Here is a 21,985-nt window from a genome sequence, read left to right on the forward strand (position 1 = left end):
TTGCGGTGCAATATCTATTATGGTGCGTCGCAGTATAAAGACACAAACAAGAGAAGTATCCTGCGCGGAACTATTGAGAGAATGGCTGGCAGCGACGACATATATAATATCCATATCGTTGTTGTATTGTTGATGTAATTCGTTTTGGAATTTATTTCCATGTAATTTACAAGATCGCTTCGAGGTAAGTATGCGTGCGTCTGGTTGGTTGCCGATAGTGGGCGAGGCATGAAATGACCGCTGGAAGCGGGGTGCGCAGCGGGCCGTGAATCCAACTTTTGCCGGTCGACAGGGCATTCCTCCTTTGGTCCTATAAGCAGGCCATGGGAGCTTGACTGGCTTTGCGGTACGTCACCAATTGGGGCGATAATCCTGTCCGGATACATCGTGTCCAGGCCAACTGGAGGTTCCCTCATGATCAGATCTGTTGGGTCTTTTATCCTACCGCTGGTCTTTTCGGCGACACTGGCCTTTGCGAACCCGGCCAGCGCCGCGGGAGACTACCCGACGGCAACGATTGCCGATTACGTGCTCGGCTGCATGCAAACAAATGGCCAGACACGTCAGGCGCTTGAAAGCTGTTCCTGCTCGATCGATGTTATCGCCTCGATCCTTCCCTACGATCACTATGAGAGGGCGGAGACCTTCAAAAGCATGTCGCTGACGACAGGGGAGGCGGCAGGGTTGTTTCGCGAAAGCGCGCCAGCGAAGGCGGCGCGCACGGAACTGAAACGCGCGCAGGCTGAAGCCGACGTACGTTGCTTTTAGTCAGGCGGAACAGGCACGCGTGGCGGTGCCTCACAGTCTCGCCGTTTCTATTGGCCATTGGCTGCGAAATAACTTGCAATCCGCATTCGAGCCGTAAAGCGATCAGGTCACGCCCGGAAGGTTTTGGTGGAACGACAGCAAAAGGTCGCTCTCACAACCGGCTTTGAGGCGAGGATGGCGGCTGCCCCCACAGCCGCCAAGCGCAGTGTCGCGCGCCGCGAAATCATCATGGCGTCTCCCCTTTCAGGGCCGTCGACGAACCAGGAATGCCTATCAAATCGCTCGTTCCTTGCTCGGAAAGGCACATTTCCAGCGCACGACCCTGAGCCTCGGATTTTCCTGCGACCATTTTGCGATCTCGGCGGGCGCCAGGAACATGCATTGGAACAGAGAGCCGCGGCTCTCGAAATAGAGATGCTCATCTCGGCAATTGCCCGGATTGGCGCTAAGGCACACCGTTAATATGAGATCGACCATGTCCATTTGGCACTTATCGTCGCCTGCGCGGCGAACTCTCCAGAGTTCGTGCTTTGGAGTTGCGCGGATTCCTGAAGGTGCCCAAACAGCAAACCGGTTGGAGTGAGGCTACGCGTTCGGCCAATAGGCGTCAATGATGTGGACCGCCTGTCGCTACACCCTTCGCGCAGTCGGGAAACGAAGCAGGACCTTTGTACGATTGACTTCCTTCATCGGCAGTCTAGCTTTTCGAGGCGTGTAGGTGCTGCCGGTCCCGGGGGAAAGGACGAATAGTTCGCTCTCCCGCACAAAAACGGATGCCGGCGGTCTAGGCATCGACACGCGTAAATTATCCAGGGCACTCACACGATCAATGAGGAAATGCCATGCGCGCAGTCGCATTTTTCGCCGCCGTGTCCGTCGCTACCTTTGTCACCACCCAGTCCCAGGCACAGGATGCGGCGGCGGGTGAGAAGGTGTTTGCCAAATGCAAGGTCTGCCACGTCGCAGACAAGGACCAGAACAAGGTCGGTCCGTCGTTGAACGGCGTCATCGGCCGAACGGCCGGGACGCATCCGGGGTTCAGCTATTCCAAGGCCATGACCGAGGCCGGCAAGTCGGGTGTCAAATGGGACGAAGCCACGCTGACGAACTATCTTCGCGATCCCAAGGCGATGGTCAAAGGAACGAAGATGGCGTTTCCCGGCCTCAAGAAGGACGAGGACATCGCCAATGTCATTGCCTATCTGAAGCAATTCTCCAAATAACGCGGTACCGCCGGCCATTTGGAGTGCGCCCGGCCGGCGTTGGCTTGGGCTTTGCGCTTGGGGGTCACGCAGCGTCTTGCAGCGTCTGCATCGCGGACGGCAGATCGAACAGGCTGTCGCAAACGAGGTCGGCGCCAAGCTCTTCAACGGGAATTTGGCTGTATCCGCCACGCAGCAGAACGACTGCCATGCTGGCCGCGCGGGCGGCGGCCACGTCGGCGCTGCTATCTCCGACCATCAGCGTATCACGAGGTTCGACCTGAAGCTGGTCGAGCGCCAGCAATAGCGCGTCTGGCGCGGGCTTCAAGTATGTCACCGCGTCTCCGCCGACGATCGCGCCGAGATAGTCCGTCAGCCCAAAATGCAGCAGGATTTCGCGTGCCGCCAACTGCGGCTTGTTGGTTACCACGCCCATGGCTATTCCGCTCAAATGCAAGTGCGTGAGAACCTCCCTGACGCCAGGCATCAGCCTTGTGCGGCCGGTCAGATGCCTGCGATAGATCGGCGCCATGACGCGGTTGGCCTCATCGAGCGCGCTGCCGAGGAGCGGCGTGCCTGAAGCCGCGAAAGCTCGCTCGACCAGTTTCCTGATGCCGCCGCCGATCATGGACTTGACCTGATCCAGGCGCAGCGGCGGCAGATCGCGGTCGGCCAGCAATTCGTTGACGGCGGCCGCTATGTCAGGCGCCGAATCGACCAGCGTGCCGTCGAGATCGAACAGGATCGCCTTGGGCGAGCGAAACGGCCTGCCTGCGCCGACGTTCATGCAGCATCCTTCCACTTGATCGAACAGCCGATCGAAGCGATCTGGTCCAGCGGTCCGTCGCCGGTTCGGGCAACCTGCTTCATCGCCTCGAACAGATCGCGCCTGAGCCCAGGCGGTCCAACGTCGCGTCGCGACGCGTCAAGCCGGCCGCGATATTGCAGCGTCAACTCGTTGTTGAGCCCGAAGAAATCCGGAGTGCAAACGGCTCCGTAGGCACGCGCCACCGTCTGGTGCTCGTCGTGGAGGTAAGGGAAAGTGAAGCCGTTCGTCCCGGCGAAGAGCTTCATGTTGTTGAAGGAATCCTCCGGATAGGCGTCGGCATCGTTGGAGTTTATCGCGACGAAGCCAATGCCCTCGGCCTTGAGATCGTTGGCGTCGCGGACGATGCGTGGAATCGCCGCCTTCACATAGGGGCAGTGGTTGCAGATAAAGGCCACCACCAGCCCGTTCGGACCGGCGTCGCTGAAGATCGAATGCGATTTGCCGTCGACACCGGGCAAAACGGCATCGATGGCTTGCCAGCCGAAATCACAGACAGGTGGGATCGCCCCCATGTTGCCCTCCGATGAAATGGTTTTACGCGGCTTTCCGGATCGCCCCGTCGGCCGCCTGCCTGATGGCGTCGATATTGGCACGATAGGCAGCCTCGGTGCCACCCTTGAAGATGGCCGAGCCGGCGACCAGCACATTGGCGCCGGCAGCGGTGACCAGCGGAGCGGTCTCGGGGGTGACGCCGCCGTCGATCTCGATGTCGATCGGGCGGTTGCCGATCAGCGCCTTGACCCGCCTGACCTTGTCGACGACAGCCGAAATGAAGGCTTGGCCGCCGAAGCCCGGATTGACCGTCATCAGAAGCACAAGATCGAGCCGGTCAAGCACATATTCGATCACGCTTTCCGGTGTTGACGGGTTCAGCGACACGCCGGCCTTCTTGCCGAGATTCCTGATTGCCTGCAGCGAACGGTCGAGATGCGGCCCGGCCTCGGCATGCACCGTAATGATGTCGCACCCGGCATCGGCGAAGGCGCCGAGATAGGCGTCGGCCGGAGCGATCATCAGGTGGCAGTCGAAGACCTTGTCCGTTCGATTACGGATCGCCTTGACCACCGGCGGACCGAAGGTGATGTTGGGCACGAAATGGCCATCCATCACGTCGAGATGGATCCAGTCGGCACCCGCCCGGACGACCGCGTCAACCTCGTCGCCGAGCCGCGAGAAGTCCGCGGAAAGCACCGAGGGCGCGATGATTGTCTTGGTACCCATGGTCGTCGGCTCCCATTCTGTCGTCCGTTTCCAGTCGCTGCACACCAACCGCCGTCATCTTGTCAGCGCGCCTTCGTCTCCGGTTCGCCTTCGAGCTTACCTTCCGCGAATACGCGGCTGCCGCGAATATCGGATTCCTCGATGGTGATAAGATCGGTTTTCGTCAACGCCCGGTCGCGCGATGCGAAAAGCCGGCTGGCCTGGCGAAGCCGCGCCCGGTCGAGGCCATTGCGGACCGATCGAGCGTTGGAGAAATGCGGCAGCCGCATGCGGATCGGGAGATACTCTTCGAGCGCCTTGGCTGCCGCTTCGCTGAGACGGTAATTCTGTTCCGCCAGCATGATCTCGGCGATCGATTTGAGTTCGCTGACACCGTAGTCGGGAAAATCGAGGTGATGGGCAATGCGCGAGCGCATACCGGGATTGCTGTCGAAGAAGCGGTCCATCTTGTCCTTGTAGCCGGCGAGAATCACAACCAGATCGTCACGGTTGTTTTCCATGCACTGCAGCAAGATTTCGATCGATTCCTGACCGTAGTCGCGTTCGTTCTCGGGCTTGTAGAGATAGTAGGCCTCGTCGATGAAAAGCACCCCGCCCATGGCGCGCTTGATCACTTCGCGGGTTTTGGGCGCGGTGTGGCCCACATATTGGCCGACGAGATCGTCGCGCGTCACCGCGACCATGTGCCCTTCGCGGACATAGCCGAGACGATGCAGGATTTCTGCCATTCTGAGCGCCACGGTGGTCTTTCCGGTACCGGGATTCCCCGTAAAGTTCATGTGCAGCGTCGGAGCGCCCGAGGTCAGCCCGAACTTGCGGCGAAGCCGGTCGACCAGTAGGAGCGCGGCGATCTCGCGGATGCGGGTCTTGATGGGTTTCAGGCCAACGAGTTCGCGGTCGAGCTTATCCATCACCTCGTCGATGTTGGACGCTTCGAACTCGGCCTGCAGATCGACCGTTTCGCCCTGCGCGGCAGCGCCCTTTGCTATCGCGTCCAGCATGGTTTCGCCTAGCTCCGCTCGCCTTCGGGCCTGTCGGTCGCATAAGGCACGATCGAATAACCCTGGCTGCGGCCGTCGCGCTCCTGGCGCAGCAGCCGGAAGCCGGGTTCATTGGGTGGCCGGTTGACGATGAATGACATGCGCGGCGCTTCCCAGCCCTTGGTCGAATCGAAGGCGGTGACCCGGACATACATGTTGGGCATGGCTTTCCGGCAATTGTTGACTTCAAGCAGGATGCCCGCCGGGTCCCTCAGGTCGAACATCGGGTTGCCGTACATTTCCCAATAGGTGTTTCGCGGATGCGGATCGTCCGTGTATTCGACGCTGACCGCCCAGTGGTTTTTCAACGCGTATTTGATCTGCGCCGAAATCTGCTCATCGGTCAGGCCGGGCAGGAACGAAAACTGTCCCTGCGTGACCTTGTTTCCCGGATTGGTCATCATGGCGACGGTTCCTTTCGTCTAGAAGCTCGGCGTTGCGGTTGGCACAAAGTCGGCCGTGTCGGTCGATTCGTAGTTGAAGGTGACGTCCTTCCACGTCTCCAGGGCCGCCTTGAGCGGCGTGCACCATCTGGCCGCCTGTTCGAGGATCTTGGTCCCTTCGCGCAGATAGTCGCGGCCCTCGTTGCGGGCGAGGATCATCGCCTCCAGCGCGACGCGATTGGCCGTCGCCCCGGCCTGGATGCCGTCCGGATGGCCGATCGTGCCGCCGCCGAACTGCAGGATGACATCCTCGCCGAGATAATGGATCAACTGGTGCATCTGGCCGGCATGGATGCCGCCCGAGGCGACGGGCATCACCTTGTTGAGCGAGGCCCAGTCCTGATCGAAGAACAGCCCGGTTTCGAGGTTCTGCGGCGTGCGCTCCTCGCGCAGCGTGTCATAAAACCCCTTGATCATCAGCGGGTCGCCTTCCAGCTTGCCGACCACCGTGCCGGCATGGATGTGATCGACGCCGGCCATGCGCATCCATTTGCAGATGACACGAAAATTCATGCCGTGGTTCTTCTGGCGCGAATAGGTCGAGTTGCCGGCCCGGTGCAGGTGCAGGATCATGTCGTTGCGGCGTGCCCACTTGGCCATCGACTGGATCGCCGTATAGCCAATGACGAGGTCGATCATGACGATGCAGGAGCCAAGCTGTTTTGCGAATTCGGCGCGCTCGTACATCTCCTCCATCGTGCCGGCGGTGACGTTGAGATAATGGCCCTTGACTTCGCCGGTGGCGGCTGACGCCTTGTTCACTGCCTCCATGCAGTAGAGGAAGCGGTCGCGCCAGTGCATGAAGGGCTGCGAGTTGATGTTCTCGTCGTCCTTGACGAAGTCAAGGCCACCCTTCAGCGCCTCGTAGACGACGCGGCCGTAGTTGCGGCCTGACAGGCCAAGCTTCGGCTTCGTCGTCGCGCCGAGCAACGGCCGGCCGAACTTGTCGAGCCGCTCGCGTTCCACCACGATGCCGGTCGCCGGGCCCTGGAATGTCTTGAGGTAAGCCACCGGAATGCGCATGTCCTCGAGCCGCAGGGCCTTGACTGCCTTGAAGCCGAACACGTTGCCGACGATCGATGCAGTCAGGTTGGCGATTGAGCCTGGCTCGAAAAGGTCGAGGTCGTAGGCGATATAGGCGAAGTACTGCTGCTCGATTCTGGTGCCTGGACCTGTGTTCGGCACCGGCTCGGATTTGAACGCCTTGGCGCGGTAGAGCTCGCAGGCGGTCAGCCTGTCGGTCCACACCACGGTCCATGTCGCGGTAGAGGATTCGCCGGCGACGGCGGCGGCCGCCTCCTCGTGGTCGACGCCCGGCTGCGGCGTGATCCGAAACATGGCGATCAGGTCGGTCTCCTTGGGTCGGTAGTCCGGCTCCCAGTAGCCCATCTTCTTGTAGGGGATGACGCCCGACCTGTAGCGTTCGCTGCCTTCCTTGAGCGTGCCTGCTGACGGCATCTCGATCTTGTTCATGACAGGTCTCCTGTTTGCCGCTCAGGCGGCTTTCGCGGTTGCGATATGCGGGTCGAGCTTTCCTGCGGCGTAACGTTTCGCCATCTCATCCATGGCGATCACCCTGATCTTCGACGCGTGGCCTGCGGTGCCGAAGCGTTCGAAGCGATCGCGGCAAAGGTCGCGCAGCGCGTCCATGGCGGGTTTCAGGAATTTACGCGGATCGAATTCGCGCGGGTCCTGCGTCGCGACGCGGCGGAACTGCCCGGCCATGGCCATTCGGCAATCGGTGTCGATGTTGACCTTGCGCACGCCGTAGCGGATGCCGCGCTCGATTTCCTCGACCGGGACGCCAAAGGTCTGGGGCATCTCGCCGCCATAGTTGTTGATGATGTCCTGCAGTTCCTGCGGCACGGAGGAAGACCCGTGCATGACCAGATGCGTGTTGGGCAGCTTTTCGTGGATCGCCTCGATCACCTGCATGGCCAGGATGCCGCCGTCAGGCTTGCGGCTGAATTTATAGGCACCGTGTGAGGTACCGCAGGCAATCGCCAGCGCGTCGACCCCGGTGGCGGTCACGAAGTCGACTGCCTGATCGGGATCGGTCAAAAGCTGGTCATGGAAAAGCGCACCTTCGGCGCCGTGTCCGTCCTCGGCCTCGCCCTGGCCGGTTTCCAGCGAGCCGAGCACGCCGAGCTCGCCTTCGACCGAAGCGCCGACCCAATGCGCCATGCGTGCGACACGTTCGGTGATGGCGACGTTGTAGTCGTAGCTCGCCGGCGTCTTGGCGTCCGCCATCAATGACCCGTCCATCATCACCGAGGTGAAGCCGTGGCGGATCGCCGACAGGCAGGTGGCTTCGTTGTTGCCGTGATCCTGATGGATGCAGAGCGGAATGGCCGGATGGATTTCGGTCAACGCCTCCATCATCTTGGCCAGCATGATGTCGTTGGCATAGGAGCGGGCGCCGCGCGAGGCCTGGATGATGACCGGCGCGTCGCAGGCCCTGGCCGCCTCCATGATGGCGAGGCCCTGTTCCATGTTGTTGATGTTGAATGCCGGCACCCCGTAGCCATGCTCGGCGGCATGGTCGAGAAGCTGGCGAAGGGTGATGCGGGCCATGGTCGTCCTCCTAGATGATGAGCTTCAGCGCCGCTGCCGCGACGGCTTCGGGCGTGATGTCGAAATGCCGGTAGAGATCCTGGGCAGGGGCGCTGGCGCCGAAACCAGCCATGCCGACGAAAGCGCCCGTGTCGCCGATCCAGCGGTCCCAGCCGAGCCGTGCTGCGGCTTCGATGGCGATGCGCGGCGCCAGGCCGAGGACGGCCTTGCGGTAGTCCGCATCCTGTTCCTCAAACAGCTCCCAGCACGGCATCGAGACGACCGCAGCGGCGACGCCGTGCTCGGTCTCCAGCCGTTCGGCGGCGGCAATAGCGATCTCGACCTCCGAGCCGGTGGCGATCAGCGTCACGGCGCGGTGCCGGGCTGGCTCGCGCAGGATGTAGGCGCCACGACTCGACCGGTTCTCGTCGCCGTGCCCTTGGCGCAGCATCGGCAGGTTCTGGCGCGAGAGCACCAGCACGCTTGGCCGGTCCTCGCTTCTCAGTGCCAGTTCCCAGCATTCCGCCGTTTCGATGATGTCGGCCGGACGGAAGACGTTGAGGTTTGGCGTCGCCCGCAACATCGCCAGGTGCTCGACCGGCTGGTGGGTCGGGCCGTCCTCGCCCAGACCGATGGAATCATGCGTCATCACATAGATGACGCGCTGGCCCATCAGCGCCGAGAGCCGCATCGCGCCGCGCGCATAGTCGGCAAAGCACAGGAACGTACCGCCATAAGGCAAGAAGCCGCCATGCAGTGCGATGCCGTTCATGGCTGCGGCCATGCCGTGCTCGCGGATTCCATAGTGGATGTAACGGCCGGCGTAGTCGCCCGGCGTGATGCGATCCATGCCCTTGGTGATCGTCAGGTTCGAATGCGTCAGATCGGCGGAGCCGCCGACGGTCAGTACGGTTGCGGCGTTGATTGCGCCGAGCGCCATTTCCGAGGCTTTTCGCGTCGCAACCTTGGTCGCCTTTTCGACATGCTCCTTGCGGAAAACACCGAGCGCTTCGAAGACCGCGTCGGGCAGGGCGCCGGCGACCGCGCTCTCGAAGGCCTCACGCTGCGGCGAAGCGGCAAGCCGCTGCTCCCAGGCGCGCCGCACCGCTTGACCGCGGCTGGCGATCTCGCGCCAGGCGAAACGGATGTCGTCCGGCACCTCGAACGGCGCGTAGGCCCAGCCGATGTTCCGGCGCGTCGCGGCGATCTCCGCATCGCCCAGCGGCGCGCCATGCGTCTTTTCCGAACCGCCCAGATTGGGCGCTCCCTTGCCGATCACCGTGCGGCAGGCGATCAGGGACGGCTGGTCCGATTGCTGCGCCGCTTCGATTGCCGCCGCAACGGTTTCGGTATCGTGGCCGTTCACCGACTGGACATGCCATCCAGCGGCTTTGAACCGTGCCGGCTGGTCCATCGATGTCGACAGCGAAGTCGGACCGTCGATCGAGATCGCATTGTCGTCCCAGAAGACGATCAGCCGGGAGAGCTTCAGGTGACCCGCAAGATCGATCGCCTCGTGGCTGATGCCTTCCTGCAGGCAGCCGTCGCCGGCGATCACGTAGGTGAAATGGTCGACGAGATCGGCGCCGTGCCGGGCAGCAAGCATGCGCTCCGCCAGCGCCATGCCGACCGCGGTCGAAATGCCTTGTCCAAGCGGACCGGTCGTCGTCTCGATGCCGAGCGCATGGCCATATTCCGGATGTCCGGCGGTGCGGCTGCCCAGCTGGCGAAACCGCTGCAATTCTTCGATCGGCATGTCTTCAAAGCCGAGCAGGTAATGCAGCGCATACTGCAGCATCGAACCGTGCCCGGCCGACAGCACGAAGCGATCGCGATCGGGCCAGTTGGGCGCCGACGGATCGATGTTGATGAAGCGGCTGAACAGCACCGTCGCGACATCGGCCATGCCCATCGGCATGCCCGGATGACCGGAATTGGCCTTTTGGACGCTGTCCATCGCTAGTGCGCGAATGGCGTTGGCCATGTCCCGTTCCGAGACGGCGGCGACGGGCTTCAGTGCTGCTGCCTGGCTGTTCATGGCGTCCTCCTCACGACACACGGTTCTTGCGTTCGATCAATTGCAGGATGAGCGGCGTCAGGATCAGCTGCATGGCAAGATCGAGCTTGTTGCCGGGCACCACTATGGAATTCGGCCGCGACATGAACGAGTCGTGGATCATCGAAAGCAGGTAGGGGAAATCGATGCCGCGGGGATTGGCGAAGCGGATGACTAGCATCGATTCGTCGGGTGTCGGAATCCAGCGCGCGATGAATGGATTGGACGTGTCGACGATCGGCACGCGCTGGAAGTTGATGGCGGTCTGCGAAAACTGCGGGACGATGTAGCGGACATAGTCCGGCATGCGGCGCAGGATTACGTCCATCACCGCCTCTGTGGAATAGCCGCGCGTTGCGCGGTCGCGGTGGATCTTCTGGATCCATTCCAGATTTATGACCGGCACCACGCCGATCCTAAGGTCAGCGTGCCTGGCCAGGTTGATTTTGTCGGTGACGACGCAGCCATGCAGGCCCTCGTAGAAGAGCAGGTCGCTCGGCGGGAATTCGCGCCATTCGGTGAAATGTCCCGGCGGCGTGCCGTACTGCTTCTCCTCATCCTCGTCATGGATGTAGGTGCGGGTCTTTCCGGTTCCCCGCCGGCCATATTCCTCGAATACCTCTTCGAGGATTGCCAACTCATTGGCCTCGGCATGGAAGTGGGTGAAGTTCGGATTGCCCGCCTTTTCCTCCTCAGCCACTTTCGCCTTCATCGTGGCGCGGTCGTAGCGATGGAAAGCATCGCCTTCGATGAAGGCGGCCCCGATGTTCTCGCGCCGGAAGATCAGTTCGAAGATGCGCTTGACAGAGGTGGTGCCTGCGCCCGACGACCCGGTGATGGTAATGATGGGGTGCTTTGCCGACATGGTGTTCAGGCCCTGAAAAGGCCGCGGCGGCTGAACAGCGGCGCGCGTTCGCCGATGGCGCTCGGTTCGGTGTGGTAGCGGGTGACGCGCGCGACTTCGCGCGCCGATCCGAAAACCATGGGCACGCGCTGGTGCAGGTTCTCTGGTTGGATTTCGAGGATGCGGGTGATCGTATCGGTGGCGGCACCGCCCGCCTGTTCGACGAGATAGGCGATCGGGTTTGCCTCATAGACGAGGCGCAGTCGCCCCTGGCGGTAAGTCTTGCGCTTGTCGCCCGGATACAGGAATACGCCGCCGCGCATCAATATGCGGTAGCAGTCCGCGACCAGGGAGGCGATCCAGCGCATGTTGAAGTCCTTCTCGCGTGGGCCTTCGGTGCCTTCAAGGCAGTCGTCGATGTAGAGCCGCACCGCCTCGTCCCAATGCCGGTAGTTGGCGGCATTGATGGCGAACTCCTGGGTTCGCTGCGGGATGATCCGGCTCTCGTAGGCCTGGACGAAGGTGCCGAGCCGGGTCGAGAGAACGAAGACATGGGTGCCGCTGCCGAGCGACAGAACCAGCGCCAACTGCGGCCCGTAGATGAAGAAACCGGCGCCCAGCTGGTTCACGCCTGCCTGCAAAAACGAGGCGGCCGGATTCCTATCCGGCGCACCAATTGCAGGGAGGAGCGAGAAGACCGTTCCGATCGACACGTTGGTGTCGATGTTGGATGAGCCGTCGAGCGGGTCGATGGCGATGGCAAGAGGCGCTTGCCTGTCGAGCAGCACCGGCTGCTCCAGTTCCTCGGAAGCGTAGAGCGCGACCGGAGCGTGGCGCATGGCGTCGAGGAAGATGTCATCGGCAAAGACATCGAGATCCTTCTGGATGTCGCCGTCAGCATTGGCGCCGCGGGTTCCGGCAAAGGCCGTGCCGAGCACCCCTTGATTGATGGTGTTGCGGATCGTGGTGGCCGCCTGCGTCAGCTGACGGACGGTCGCTACGACCGCGGAGCGCGGTTCGTCCGGCTCGCCAAGATAGGAGTTCAGAAAAGCGTCGAGCGTTGCCGCTGGCATCGTAACCTCCCGATCCAGCCGCCTCTCCTCGGGTCGGCCGGATTGGGAAAAGAGAACAAACGACGCCCGATAAGTAAAATTCAATAACTTTACTCAGGCAGTAAAAAAATTTTAGTATGCCATATGAGAAACCTCACGCTTAAGCAATTCAAGACCGTTCAGGCAATCATCAGCCACGGAAAAATCGTCAGCGCGGCCAAGGCGTTAGGCCTGTCTCCTCCAGCGGTGACGATCCAGTTGCGGCAGGTGGAGGAGGAGTTCCAACTGGCCTTGTTCGACCGGACGTCGGATGGCATGCGTCCCACTGCCGCAGGTCTGGCCTTCGTCGAGACGGCACAGGCCATCGAGGAGCGGCTTCGTCTGCTCGAAGACAAGATGGATGCGATCAAGGGCGTGCGCGCCGGCAGCTTGCGGCTCGGCGTCGTTTCCACGGCCAAATATTTCGCGCCGCGGCTGATGGCCGCCTTCATGAAGGAACATCCCGATATCGACATGCACCTTGCCATCGGCAACCGCGCCGAGACGATTGACAATCTGAAGAACCACGACATCGATATCGCGCTGATGGGACGCCCGGCCAAGGAAGTCCCGGTGCGTGCTTCGGTCTTCGGCGATCACCCGCTGGTCATCATCGCACCACCCGACCACCCGCTGGCGTCGGCACGCGACATTTCCAAGGAGCGGATCGCCGAGGAGCATTTCCTCATTCGCGAGCCCGGCTCCGGAACGCGCATCTCACTGGAAATATTCCTGAGCGACGTGCCCGGCCGCATCGACGATCTCGGCGTCGAGATGGACTCTAACGAGACCATCAAGCAGGCGGTGATGGCCGGGCTCGGCATCGCGTTCATCTCTGCCCACACCATCGCTGCCGAAACCGAAGCCGGCCGGCTGGTTATCCTCGACGTTGTCGGCATGCCGATCCGCCGGCAATGGTTTTCGGTGATGCGCAGCGATCACGCGATTTCGCCGGCGATGGCGACCTTCCACGATTTTCTGATGCGCAAGGGCGCGATGTACCTGCCCCTGTTCGGCAAGCTCTATCCGCACGAGGAACCGAACACTGGAGGTCGCGCGAGTTAGGGCGCGGGGTGCAGGCAAAACGCTTGCCCCCAAACTTATTAGATGGCGTGATCGAGGCACCGTGTGGCGAGCCGCGCGGACGCGAGAGCCAACGGCCAGTAGCACGCAGGTTGCGGCTACACGTCGGCTCAGCGCATTGTCGCGTCGGCTCGCAGACGCCTGTTCGTCTCGGTCGAGACCGTCACCTGCTCGCCGGACCTTGAGAACGCGTAGAGCGAGCCCTGGTGACCCGGCATGGAAAAGGCCACGGAGTCGTCGTCGGCGAGACCCATTACGACGCGCAGCGGATCGCCCCCGGTCTTCGGCGCGAAGGTGGCGGTGACCTCCAAGAGGTCGCCGTCGACCGGGACGTAGTAGACCACCATGTCAAGGTGTCCCTCGTGCAGGCTGCCGCCCTCGATCGGGCGTCCGATGGTGGCCTCCTCGGCAAAAGCCGGGGTCGCGAGAAACAGCGCGGCCAGGAGCGATGCGCTCAGGTTTTTGCGGATCATCTCATATCTCCTTTTTTAGATTGCATTCGACCTCTATACGATTTATAGATTACGAATGCAATCCAAAAAGGAAGCTAACGATGCGCGTAAGTCGTACCCAGGCCGCGGAAAACCGCGAAACCGTTATCAATGTGGCAAGCCGCCTTTTTCGGGAGCGCGGTTTTGACGGCATTGGCCTTAAGGATCTGATGAAGGGTGCCGGGCTGACCCAAGGCGCTTTTTACAAGCAGTTCGCGTCAAAGGAGGACCTGGCGGCGCAGGCGTCCAAACGGGCGATGGAGAGCGCCACCCACCGATGGTCGGCCGCGATTACGGCAAAACCCGAGGATCCGCTTGGCGCGGTGATCGCGTTCTACCTCAGCATGGACCATCGCGAAGAAAGGATGGACGGCTGCCCGATCGTGGCGCTCGGTTCGGATGCCGCCAGACAGGGCGTGGACGTGAGAGCGTCGTTCGAAGCCGGGATCAGGGAATATCTTGAGATGTTTGGTAGTTGGGTTGGCGAGGCCGACGGCGAGCGGCCCGGCGACAAGGCCATGGCCATTCTCTCGACAATGGTCGGTGCGGTGCTCCTTTCGCGCGTCGTCAACGACCCCGACCTCGCGCAGGCATTTCTGGATGCGGCGACAGAACAGGTTCGCGAAGCAGCCGGTGCTTGAACGGCGTGCGCAGCGCTGGCGGCGCACCCAAATTGATAGGAAAATAGATGCGACGGATTGTTGTCACAGGCATGGGAGCGGTCACGCCCCTTGCTGCCGATGTCGAAGCGTCCTGGTCGCGCCTCCTGGCCGGTCGCTCGGGTATCCGCAGGCTTCCGGACGATGTGGTGGGAGACCTCCCGGCGAAGATCGGAGGGGTGGTTCCCTCCCTGGAAGAAGACCCCGAAGCCGGCTTTGATCCGAATACCGTCCTGGCTGCGAAGGACCAGCGCAAGGTAGACCGGTTCATCATCTTCGGGCTCGCGGCTGCCGAAGAGGCACTCGCCCAAGCAAGATGGACGCCCGTCTTGGAAGCGGATCGCTTGCGCACGGCCATTATCATCGCGTCCGGCATCGGCGGGTTCCCTGCCATAACCGAGGCGGTGCGCACGGTGGACCTGCGCGGCGTCCGCCGCCTCTCGCCGTTTACGGTGCCGTCCTTCCTGGTAAACCTCGCGGCGGGCCACATCTCGATCCGCCATGGCTTCAAAGGCCCGCTCGGTGCACCGGTGACGGCGTGCGCGGCCGGCATCCAGGCGATCGGCGATGCGGCTCGTCTCATCCGGGCAAACGAGGCCGATATCGCCGTGTGCGGTGGAACGGAAGCATGCATGAATATCGTCAGTCTCGGTGGGTTTGCTGCCGCACGCTCTCTTTCAACCGGCTTCAATTGGGCGCCGGCTCAAGCCTCCAGACCGTTCGACAAGTCGCGGGACGGCTTCGTCATGGGCGAAGGAGCCGGCATGCTGGTCATCGAGGAATTGAGCCACGCGCTGGCGCGCGGCGCAAGACCGCTGGCCGAGCTTGTCGGCTACGGCACGACGGCTGATGCTCATCACGTCACCTCCGGTCCCGAGGACGGCGACGGTGCGCGCCGGGCCATGGAGATCGCAATCGCCCAAGCAGGGATTTCGCCCCGCGAGGTTCGTCATCTCAATGCCCATGCGACCTCCACGCCGGTGGGCGACCTGGGTGAGATCGAAGCGATCAAGAGCGTGTTCGGGCGCGATTTCGCGATAGCTGTCAGTGCTACGAAATCGGCGACCGGACACCTGCTCGGAGCCGCTGGCGGGCTCGGAGCTATCTTCGCAATCCTGGCGCTCAGGGATCAGATGGCACCGCCGACCCTCAATCTGAGCGCTCCCGATCCGGCCGGCGACGGGATCGACTTCGTCGCAAACCAGGCCCGGCCGATGGCGATGGACTACGCAATCTCCAATGGCTTCGGCTTCGGAGGCGTTAATGCCAGCGCGCTGTTCCGGCGCTGGACGGATGATCTGGCCGGCGCGAGCACCGGAGGCGCTCATGATTGACGCCTTTCGCTCCGACCTTTCGCGCTTCTCCCCCGCAATGCAAACACGAAGAGAGATGTGATCTTCATGAACAGGACCAATCTAGGCGTCGCCCTGGTGACCGGGACATCCAGCGGCATCGGGCACACAACGGCCAAAGCCCTGCAGAACGCGGGCTTTCGCGTGTTCGGAACCAGCCGTCGCGCGGTCGTCGACCGATCCGATGGCGTTACCATGCTGGCCTGTGACGTGACCGATGACACGTCCGTGGCGAAACTTGTCCAGGACGTGCTGGCCGAGACCGGGCGCATCGACCTGCTTGTCAATAATGCCGGTGTTGGCCTGCTTGGTGGCGCGGAGGAGTCCTCGGTGGCCCAGGCCAAGTCGCTGTTTGACGTGAACGTCTTTGGCGTTATGCGAGTAACCAAAGCGGTGTTGCCGACAATGCGCCGCCAAGGCAAGGGCAGAATCGTCAATTTGAGCTCGGTGCAGGGGTTCATTCCAGCTCCCTATTTCGCGCTTTATTCGTCGACCAAGCATGCCGTTGAGGGCTACTCCGAATCGCTCGACCACGAACTGCGTCCTTTCGGAATTCGCGTCGTGTTGGTGGAGCCCGCGTATACCCGCACCTCATTTGAAGAAAATCTCGCCAGGCCGGATCAGTTGCTTGATATCTATGACTCTGCGCGCGCCGGCATGAATGCAGCTGTGCGCAAAGCGATGGAAAAAGGCGATGCGCCGGAAGTGGTGGCCAGGACCGTTTTGGCGGCTGCGACCGATCCCGCTCCGAAGAGGCGCTATGCGGCTGGAACAATGGCGCGCCAGGTCAGTTTCCTGCGCCGTTTCGTCCCCGCATCCGCATTCGACAACAGCCTGCGAAAGCAACTCGGGCTGCCGGTTTGATGACCTCGACGAAATCCCGTGAAGCTCGGAATCATCGACGTTGGACCATCGTCACCACATTGGCGCGGCGCAACCTGACGCGATTGCTCTGGAGAACGCCCTGCGGTCGTTGGCGTTAGATTAGCGGTATGTTATGTTGCGGCGCGAAAGAGCGGGGGCCACGTCCTTTCACACCCGTAAGCGATCTGTATGTGCGACCTCTGCAGACGGGTCGGTATCACGGAAACCTCCCGGCATGGAGTTCGGGATTCGATGGGGACAAGGGGCAATGCTTTACACGCTCGTTATGATGGTCTGCCTGACGGCTGTGCCGCAGACCTGTGAACAACGCGAACAGATGGTGGACGGCCTGGCGATGAATCCCGGGACCGCGTTCATGCAGGCGCAGCCGCTGGTCGCTCAGTGGATCGAGACGCATCCCGGTTATTTCGTGCAGCGCTGGCGCGTGCTGCCCGGCCGGGGTTCGTGATATCCGCCGCGACGATCGAATGGGGTTCTATTTCTTCGCGCCGAGCGCTTCCGAGACGACCTTGGACAATTGATAAAGCCGCTGCTCGATTATCGTCGGCACTTCACAGACGTAAGTCAGTGATTGGACGCGTTCATTGAAAATTCGCGTTGCGAATTTCAGCTCTTCGGTTCGCCGATCGATCTCTTCGGGATCTGCATCCGGCTTGGCCCGCAACGCATCGACATCGGACCCTTCCTTGCGCAACGCGGCGGCCATTTCGAGCTGCTTGTGGGCGTAGCGGGAAATGCCCGAAATCACCTGCGAGCGCTCGGCGTCCAGGTGATCGAACATGCCTTGCACCAGCATCGCCATTTTGGGTGCAAGCTGTTCTGCCGGCAAGGAAGCCGCGAAATCCCTGATCTTCTTTTGAGCTTCCGCAATCGGCATCCGGCGAGCTGCCACTTCCTCGATCAGGGCGGAGATGGTGGGGTCCTTCGACCAGTCCTTCGCCGCTGAAGGAAGGTCCCGTCCGTTCCAGATCTGGCCGAGCGAGAGTTGCGGCACCTTGCGCTGCATGCAGGGCCAGTCCGGATCGGGGTTCGCCGCCATGGCGTTGATGCCCGGCGCGAGCATGGCAACCAGAGCCAGGCCGCGAACAAGGCTCATTCGTGCCATCAGGTATTTCCTCCCGTGTCCTGTTTGCGGGTCATCAGGCCGCGCGAAGGGTCGTAGGCGATGATGGCGGCGGCAAGGAACAGCAGCGTGCAGCTGGCAACGACGGCTAGCGACAGCCACTCAACCTGGCCGTAGAAGGCGAAGCGGATCAGTTCGACGGCGTAAGTAAAAGGATTGGCGAGGCAGATCTTGTAGAGCAGGGGGCTAGCCTCCTGGATACGCCACAAGGGATAGAGTGCCGGAGAAGCGAAATAGCCGGGAAAGATGACGAAGTTCATGATGCCAGCGAAGTTTTCGAGCTGCTTGATCATCGAGGACAAAAGCATGCCGAGCGCGCACAGCATCATGCCTGACAGGAACAGCGCAGGCAGTACGGTGAGATAGCCAAGCGGCGGCGCCTTGACGCCCCAGAACCAGGCAACGATAAGGAACGCGTAAACCTGCGCGATCGACACGGCGACACCGGCGAGCATCTTCGAGATCAGTAGAAACCAACGCGGGAAGGGGCTGACCAGCAGGGTGCGCATGTTGCCCATTTCGCGGTCATAGACCATCGACAGCGAAGACTGCATGCCCGAAAACAGCAGAATCATGCCGCACAGGCCCGGCGTGATGTAGACCTCGTAGAGCACGTAGGTCTTGTAGGGCGGGATGATCGATACGCCGAGCACCTGCCGGAATCCGGCGGCAAAGATGAACAGCCAGACGAGCGGCCGAACCAGCGAGGAAATGAAGCGCTCGCGCTGATGCAGGAAGCGCAGGCACTCCCGCACGACGATCCCTTTGAGGCAAATGAGGTAGTGACGGAGCCCAAATTGTTCGAAACTCACCGGCGTGAGGGTCGCGACTTTTGCGGGCATTGCGGGAGCGCTCACGGCGACATCTCCGCGATGCCGCTTGTTTCGATGCGGTTGAGCTTGGAAAAGGCGTCGCGGATCGAACTGGCACCGCTCGTCGCAACGACGTCGGCCACCTTACCCTTGGCCACCAGGTCGCCCTGCCGCAGCACGACGACATGGTCGCCGTCGTCGACCTCATCGATCAGATGCGTCGCCCACAGCACGCCGATGCCCTCGGTTTCGACGAGCTTGCGGATGGTGCCCAGAATGCCCGCACGCGACTGGATGTCGAGACCGACCGTCGCCTCGTCGAGCAGCAGCAGGGAAGGGCGGTGGAGCAGCGCCCGCGCGATCTCGATGCGCCGCATTTGGCCGCCGGAAAGACTGCGTGCCTTGTCATGCTGACGGCCCTGCATGTTGACTGTATCCAGCAGCGCGGCAATGCGCTGCCGGGCATGGTGTCCGCCGATGCCATGCAATGAGGCGTGGTAGGAGAGGTTCTGGTGGACGCTGAGGTCGAGGTCGAGCGTGCGTGCCTGGAACACGATGCCGACACGCCTGAGCGCTTCGCCCGAAGCGCGGCTGACGTCATGGCCGAAGATGCGGATCGATCCGCGGCGGGTGCCGTAAAGATGGCTGATCAGTGAAAACAAAGTTGTCTTGCCGGCGCCGTTGAGGCCGAGCAGAACGGTGAAAGTTCCCGGCGCGATCGAGAATGAGACATCGTTGAGCGCCCGCTTCGGACCATAGGAATGGCTGACGCCGGCAACATCGAGCGCCGCCACCTCGTCTCCAGCTCCGCTTGTCCTCACATGCTGCATGCCGCTGGCTCCTTCGGGGCGCGCTGGTTATCTAGTGCACGTGCAACATCCCCGCGGCAAATATTCATCACGTCGGCCTCCCTGATCATTGCTGCGGTCTAGTGGGGCGATATGGCCACGCCCCAAGGCTGCTGGCCCACCGTAACCGATTGAACCGGCTCGTCCGTCGCCGTGTCGATGAAGGTGATGTCATTGGAATTGCCGTTGGTGGTGATCAGCGTCTTCTGATCGGGGGTGAAGTCGAGATGCCAGACGCGCTGGCCGACCAGGATGTATTTTTCCACCTCGTAGGTTTCGGTATTGATGACGGCGACATGATTCGCCGGGCCGAGCGCGACATAGGCTTTCTTGCCGTCGGCGCTGATCGCGATGCCTACCGGCTGGATGGTTTCGGGCCGCAGTCCCGCAATCGCGAACTGGATCTTCTTCACCACCTCGCGCTTGAGACTATCGATGACGCTGACGGTGCCGCCGATTTCGGCGCTGACCCAGATCTGTGATCCGTCGGGCTTGAATTGCGCAAAGCGCGGACGCGTGTCGACCAGGACATTGTCGGTCACCTCATGGCTGTCGGTGTCGATAAAATGCGCCATGCTGGTGGTTTCGGAGGTGTTGACCATGGTTTTGCCATCGGGACTGATAGCCATGCCTTCAGGCTCCACCCCAACGGGAATCTCGGTCATGACCTGCTTGCTCTCGATGTTGATCGCGGTGACGAGATTGTCGTCCTCGTTGGCGACGTAGAGCGTGGTCCCGTCGGGCGAAAGCACGAACAGTTCGGGATCCGGGCCGGATGGCAGCGTGCCCACAATTTGCAGCGTCTCGCTATCGATGATTTCGATCGTATCGTCATCGCTGGCGCACAAATAGATGAACTTGCCGTCATGCGAGATGGTGATACCGCGCGGCCTCTGGCCGACTTCGACGGTCTTCACCACTTGCATCGTCGCCGTGTCGACGACCGTTATCGTATTGTCTTTCTCGTTGGAGACATAAACGGTGTAAGCCCACGCCGGATTGGCCATGACGCCGGTTGCGAGAATGGCGAGTGCGCAAGCTCGTCTCTGCACGAAGATTCCTCCCGACTGGTTCTACTTAAGTACGCATTTCGTTTCCGGCTGATCGATACCGAGCGTATCGAGCTCGGAGATTTGGTGGAGATAACCCTCCTGTGGCGATGTCGAGATGACGGATTTGGTGTCGCCGAGCAGGATTGGCTGGCGAAGCTGATGGTTCCACTTGCGGAAGGTCAGCTTCTGTCCCTTGAAGGCGGCGACCGAGAAATCGTCCGAGCGGATGTAGTCGCCGATCTTCTTCGGATCGTCGCCATTGGTCCGCGTGCTGGCTTCGCCCACCACCCGCACCGCCGTCCAGGCCGACATGTCCTTGGACAGCATTCGCCGACCGGTCGTCCTCAGGAAACGGCTCTGCATCTGGATGCCGCCCCATTGCTCGCTCGCGGGATGCCAGGACGACGCGACAAGGCCCGCCGTGCCGGCGACCAGCCGCGGTGTCCAGGTGCGGTAGGGCACATAAGTTCCGAACACCTCGCTCTCATCGGCGACAAGCACCACGTCATGCTCCGGCAGATCCTGCGTGAACACGGAAATCTGCTGCTGTATCTGCGTGGCGCCGGTGTCGGTGCGGCGCGCCGTGCCGGTGTCTTTGAACTCCTTCTCGGCGACGATCTGACCGCCGAAGCGGGCCGCCGCGCGGCGCAACGCGTCCGCGTAGAGATGATCCTGCTCATGCGAACCGTAGAGCAGCACCCAATTCGGCCATTTCTTTACCACGAGATACTGGGCCAGCGCGTCAGCCAGCATGCTTCGCGTCGGCGCGATATGGAAAATATTTATGCGGCAGTCTTCCTCGCGCAGGCTGTCGTCGGTGGCACCGACATTGAAGACCAGAACGCCCTTGTCGCGGGCGATGTCTGCGATCGACAGCAATTGCCTAGCCGAGAGGTCCGCGACAACATAGCGGTCACCTTTGGCAATCAGATCGTTGAAGGCTTGTACCGCGTCGGCGTCCGGCTTGATCTCGGTTATGTCGAGGCTGAATTTCTGGCTGAGGAACTTTCCTGTCGTATTGTTGTCGCCGATCGCCACATTGGCGCCGGCGACACCTTCGTCGCGTGGCGGCAGGTCCAGCAGGGAAAGCGCCAGTTGCGGCGCGTAGGCCCGCAAATAACCTATTCTGATTTCGGTTATTTTTCTTTCCGGCCTGTCGGTTGCGATCGGTTGCTTGCCCGTCACTTCCTGGGCCATCACGTCCGCAACGTCGGCGGTCTGGAAAAAAAAACACAAAAAGGCCGCGAGAGTGCCTGGCACCGCGCTCGTCATCGATAAAACTGCCTGTTCTTGCACTAAAGTCCGATTGTTCCCCGACCAGCGCGAATTCAAGGTGCCCACAATGAGCTTAGCGGACCCCACAAGATTTATCAAAGCCCTGCAAGTGGACTTGCGTGTCTGCTTTAGTCCTATGCCTTTTCGTGGGAATACGGCGATGAATGAGCGTGTTGCGGTCTTGGACTCCGAGATCATCCGCAGCAATGCCGGAATGTGAAACTCTATGGGTTGTCTTGGGAGGATTGCCTGATGAAAACGCGCGCCGCTGTTGCCGTCGCCGCCGGAAAGCCGCTGGAGATCATGGAGGTCGACCTCGAGGGTCCTCGCGATGGCGAGGTGCTGGTCGAGATCAAGG

General features: G+C 61.5%; 24 protein-coding genes. 7 read left to right on the forward strand and 17 right to left on the reverse strand.

The window, feature by feature from the left end; all coding sequences use genetic code 11:
- Positions 1 to 414 precede the first annotated feature (414 nt).
- On the forward strand, positions 415 to 768 hold the full coding sequence (locus NKJ17_RS23330) for a hypothetical protein (RefSeq protein WP_352690117.1): 354 nt from the start codon (positions 415 to 417) through the stop codon (positions 766 to 768).
- Positions 769 to 1,041: 273 nt separating this feature from the next.
- Here NKJ17_RS23330 and NKJ17_RS23335 read toward each other — a convergent pair whose 3' ends face one another.
- Positions 1,042 to 1,251, reverse strand: coding sequence for a hypothetical protein (locus NKJ17_RS23335; RefSeq protein ID WP_352690118.1), 210 nt, complete (start codon positions 1,249 to 1,251; stop codon positions 1,042 to 1,044).
- A gap of 359 nt (positions 1,252 to 1,610) precedes the next feature.
- Here NKJ17_RS23335 and NKJ17_RS23340 point away from each other — a divergent pair, with 359 nt between their 5' ends.
- Positions 1,611 to 1,991, forward strand: coding sequence for a c-type cytochrome (locus tag NKJ17_RS23340; RefSeq protein WP_352690120.1), 381 nt, complete (start codon positions 1,611 to 1,613; stop codon positions 1,989 to 1,991).
- Positions 1,992 to 2,055: 64 nt separating this feature from the next.
- On the opposite strand, the gene gph is transcribed toward NKJ17_RS23340, so the two are convergent.
- From gph to NKJ17_RS23390, 10 genes are all read right to left on the reverse strand, one after another.
- Positions 2,056 to 2,757, reverse strand: a complete 702-nt coding sequence (gph, locus tag NKJ17_RS23345; RefSeq protein ID WP_352690122.1) for a phosphoglycolate phosphatase — start codon at positions 2,755 to 2,757, stop codon at positions 2,056 to 2,058.
- Positions 2,754 to 3,311 (reverse strand): thioredoxin family protein, encoded by a 558-nt coding sequence (locus NKJ17_RS23350; protein ID WP_352690124.1) that lies wholly within the window; start codon positions 3,309 to 3,311, stop codon positions 2,754 to 2,756. The genes gph and NKJ17_RS23350 overlap by 4 nt, the downstream gene beginning before the upstream one ends.
- Positions 3,312 to 3,333: 22 nt before the next feature.
- The gene (rpe, locus tag NKJ17_RS23355; protein ID WP_352690125.1) at positions 3,334 to 4,020 is read right to left on the reverse strand and encodes a ribulose-phosphate 3-epimerase; all 687 of its coding nucleotides are present in this window, start codon (positions 4,018 to 4,020) and stop codon (positions 3,334 to 3,336) included.
- Between the two features lie 62 nt (positions 4,021 to 4,082).
- Positions 4,083 to 5,021, reverse strand: a complete 939-nt coding sequence (gene cbbX / locus NKJ17_RS23360; protein ID WP_352690127.1) for a CbbX protein — start codon at positions 5,019 to 5,021, stop codon at positions 4,083 to 4,085.
- A gap of 8 nt (positions 5,022 to 5,029) precedes the next feature.
- A complete protein-coding gene (locus tag NKJ17_RS23365; protein WP_352690129.1) occupies positions 5,030 to 5,464 on the reverse strand; it encodes a ribulose bisphosphate carboxylase small subunit in 435 nt (144 codons plus the stop codon).
- Positions 5,465 to 5,482: 18 nt separating this feature from the next.
- Positions 5,483 to 6,976 carry a ribulose-bisphosphate carboxylase large subunit gene (locus tag NKJ17_RS23370; protein ID WP_502906564.1) on the reverse strand — a complete coding sequence of 498 codons (1,494 nt, stop codon included), beginning with the start codon at positions 6,974 to 6,976 and terminating at the stop codon, positions 5,483 to 5,485.
- A gap of 21 nt (positions 6,977 to 6,997) precedes the next feature.
- Positions 6,998 to 8,077 (reverse strand): class II fructose-bisphosphate aldolase, encoded by a 1,080-nt coding sequence (gene fba / locus NKJ17_RS23375; protein ID WP_352690131.1) that lies wholly within the window; start codon positions 8,075 to 8,077, stop codon positions 6,998 to 7,000.
- 10 nt (positions 8,078 to 8,087) lie between these two features.
- On the reverse strand, positions 8,088 to 10,094 hold the full coding sequence (gene tkt / locus NKJ17_RS23380) for a transketolase (protein WP_352690133.1): 2,007 nt from the start codon (positions 10,092 to 10,094) through the stop codon (positions 8,088 to 8,090).
- Positions 10,095 to 10,104: 10 nt separating this feature from the next.
- Positions 10,105 to 10,977, reverse strand: coding sequence for a phosphoribulokinase (locus NKJ17_RS23385; protein WP_254819812.1), 873 nt, complete (start codon positions 10,975 to 10,977; stop codon positions 10,105 to 10,107).
- 5 nt (positions 10,978 to 10,982) lie between these two features.
- On the reverse strand, positions 10,983 to 12,029 hold the full coding sequence (locus tag NKJ17_RS23390; protein WP_352690135.1) for a class 1 fructose-bisphosphatase: 1,047 nt from the start codon (positions 12,027 to 12,029) through the stop codon (positions 10,983 to 10,985).
- Between the two features lie 123 nt (positions 12,030 to 12,152).
- Here NKJ17_RS23390 and NKJ17_RS23395 point away from each other — a divergent pair, with 123 nt between their 5' ends.
- Positions 12,153 to 13,112 (forward strand): LysR family transcriptional regulator, encoded by a 960-nt coding sequence (locus NKJ17_RS23395; protein ID WP_352690137.1) that lies wholly within the window; start codon positions 12,153 to 12,155, stop codon positions 13,110 to 13,112.
- A gap of 128 nt (positions 13,113 to 13,240) precedes the next feature.
- Here NKJ17_RS23395 and NKJ17_RS23400 read toward each other — a convergent pair whose 3' ends face one another.
- Entirely contained in the window at positions 13,241 to 13,603 is a 363-nt protein-coding gene (locus tag NKJ17_RS23400; protein ID WP_352507756.1) for a hypothetical protein, read from the reverse strand.
- Positions 13,604 to 13,683: 80 nt separating this feature from the next.
- Between NKJ17_RS23400 and NKJ17_RS23405 the strand changes: the two genes are divergently transcribed.
- The 4 genes from NKJ17_RS23405 to NKJ17_RS23420 all read left to right on the forward strand — a co-directional run bounded on the left by NKJ17_RS23405 (position 13,684) and on the right by NKJ17_RS23420 (position 16,965).
- On the forward strand, positions 13,684 to 14,262 hold the full coding sequence (locus tag NKJ17_RS23405) for a TetR/AcrR family transcriptional regulator (protein ID WP_352507770.1): 579 nt from the start codon (positions 13,684 to 13,686) through the stop codon (positions 14,260 to 14,262).
- Between the two features lie 47 nt (positions 14,263 to 14,309).
- Complete coding sequence (fabF, locus tag NKJ17_RS23410; RefSeq protein ID WP_352690139.1) at positions 14,310 to 15,614, forward strand: beta-ketoacyl-ACP synthase II; 1,305 nt, start codon at positions 14,310 to 14,312, stop codon at positions 15,612 to 15,614.
- Between the two features lie 66 nt (positions 15,615 to 15,680).
- On the forward strand, positions 15,681 to 16,496 hold the full coding sequence (locus NKJ17_RS23415; RefSeq protein ID WP_352690141.1) for an oxidoreductase: 816 nt from the start codon (positions 15,681 to 15,683) through the stop codon (positions 16,494 to 16,496).
- A gap of 268 nt (positions 16,497 to 16,764) precedes the next feature.
- The gene (locus NKJ17_RS23420; RefSeq protein WP_352507759.1) at positions 16,765 to 16,965 is read left to right on the forward strand and encodes a hypothetical protein; all 201 of its coding nucleotides are present in this window, start codon (positions 16,765 to 16,767) and stop codon (positions 16,963 to 16,965) included.
- Positions 16,966 to 16,992: 27 nt separating this feature from the next.
- Here the strand turns inward: NKJ17_RS23420 and NKJ17_RS23425 are convergent, their stop codons facing one another.
- The 5 genes from NKJ17_RS23425 to NKJ17_RS23445 all read right to left on the reverse strand — a co-directional run bounded on the left by NKJ17_RS23425 (position 16,993) and on the right by NKJ17_RS23445 (position 21,624).
- Positions 16,993 to 17,622: a hypothetical protein gene (locus tag NKJ17_RS23425; RefSeq protein ID WP_352690143.1), complete on the reverse strand. Its 630-nt coding sequence runs from the start codon at positions 17,620 to 17,622 to the stop codon at positions 16,993 to 16,995.
- Complete coding sequence (locus NKJ17_RS23430) at positions 17,622 to 18,482, reverse strand: lanthanide ABC transporter permease protein PedC (protein ID WP_352690156.1); 861 nt, start codon at positions 18,480 to 18,482, stop codon at positions 17,622 to 17,624. The genes NKJ17_RS23425 and NKJ17_RS23430 overlap by 1 nt, the downstream gene beginning before the upstream one ends.
- A gap of 11 nt (positions 18,483 to 18,493) precedes the next feature.
- Positions 18,494 to 19,282 (reverse strand): lanthanide ABC transporter ATP-binding protein PedB/LutE, encoded by a 789-nt coding sequence (locus tag NKJ17_RS23435; RefSeq protein WP_352690145.1) that lies wholly within the window; start codon positions 19,280 to 19,282, stop codon positions 18,494 to 18,496.
- A 98-nt stretch (positions 19,283 to 19,380) separates the two neighbouring features.
- Positions 19,381 to 20,352, reverse strand: a complete 972-nt coding sequence (locus NKJ17_RS23440) for a YVTN family beta-propeller repeat protein (RefSeq protein WP_352690147.1) — start codon at positions 20,350 to 20,352, stop codon at positions 19,381 to 19,383.
- A gap of 21 nt (positions 20,353 to 20,373) precedes the next feature.
- Positions 20,374 to 21,624: a lanthanide ABC transporter ABC transporter substrate-binding protein PedA1 gene (locus tag NKJ17_RS23445; RefSeq protein ID WP_352690149.1), complete on the reverse strand. Its 1,251-nt coding sequence runs from the start codon at positions 21,622 to 21,624 to the stop codon at positions 20,374 to 20,376.
- Positions 21,625 to 21,985 lie beyond the last annotated feature (361 nt).

Source organism: Mesorhizobium sp. M0208, from assembly GCF_040322015.1.
In the GTDB taxonomy this organism is placed as follows: domain Bacteria; phylum Pseudomonadota; class Alphaproteobacteria; order Rhizobiales; family Rhizobiaceae; genus Mesorhizobium.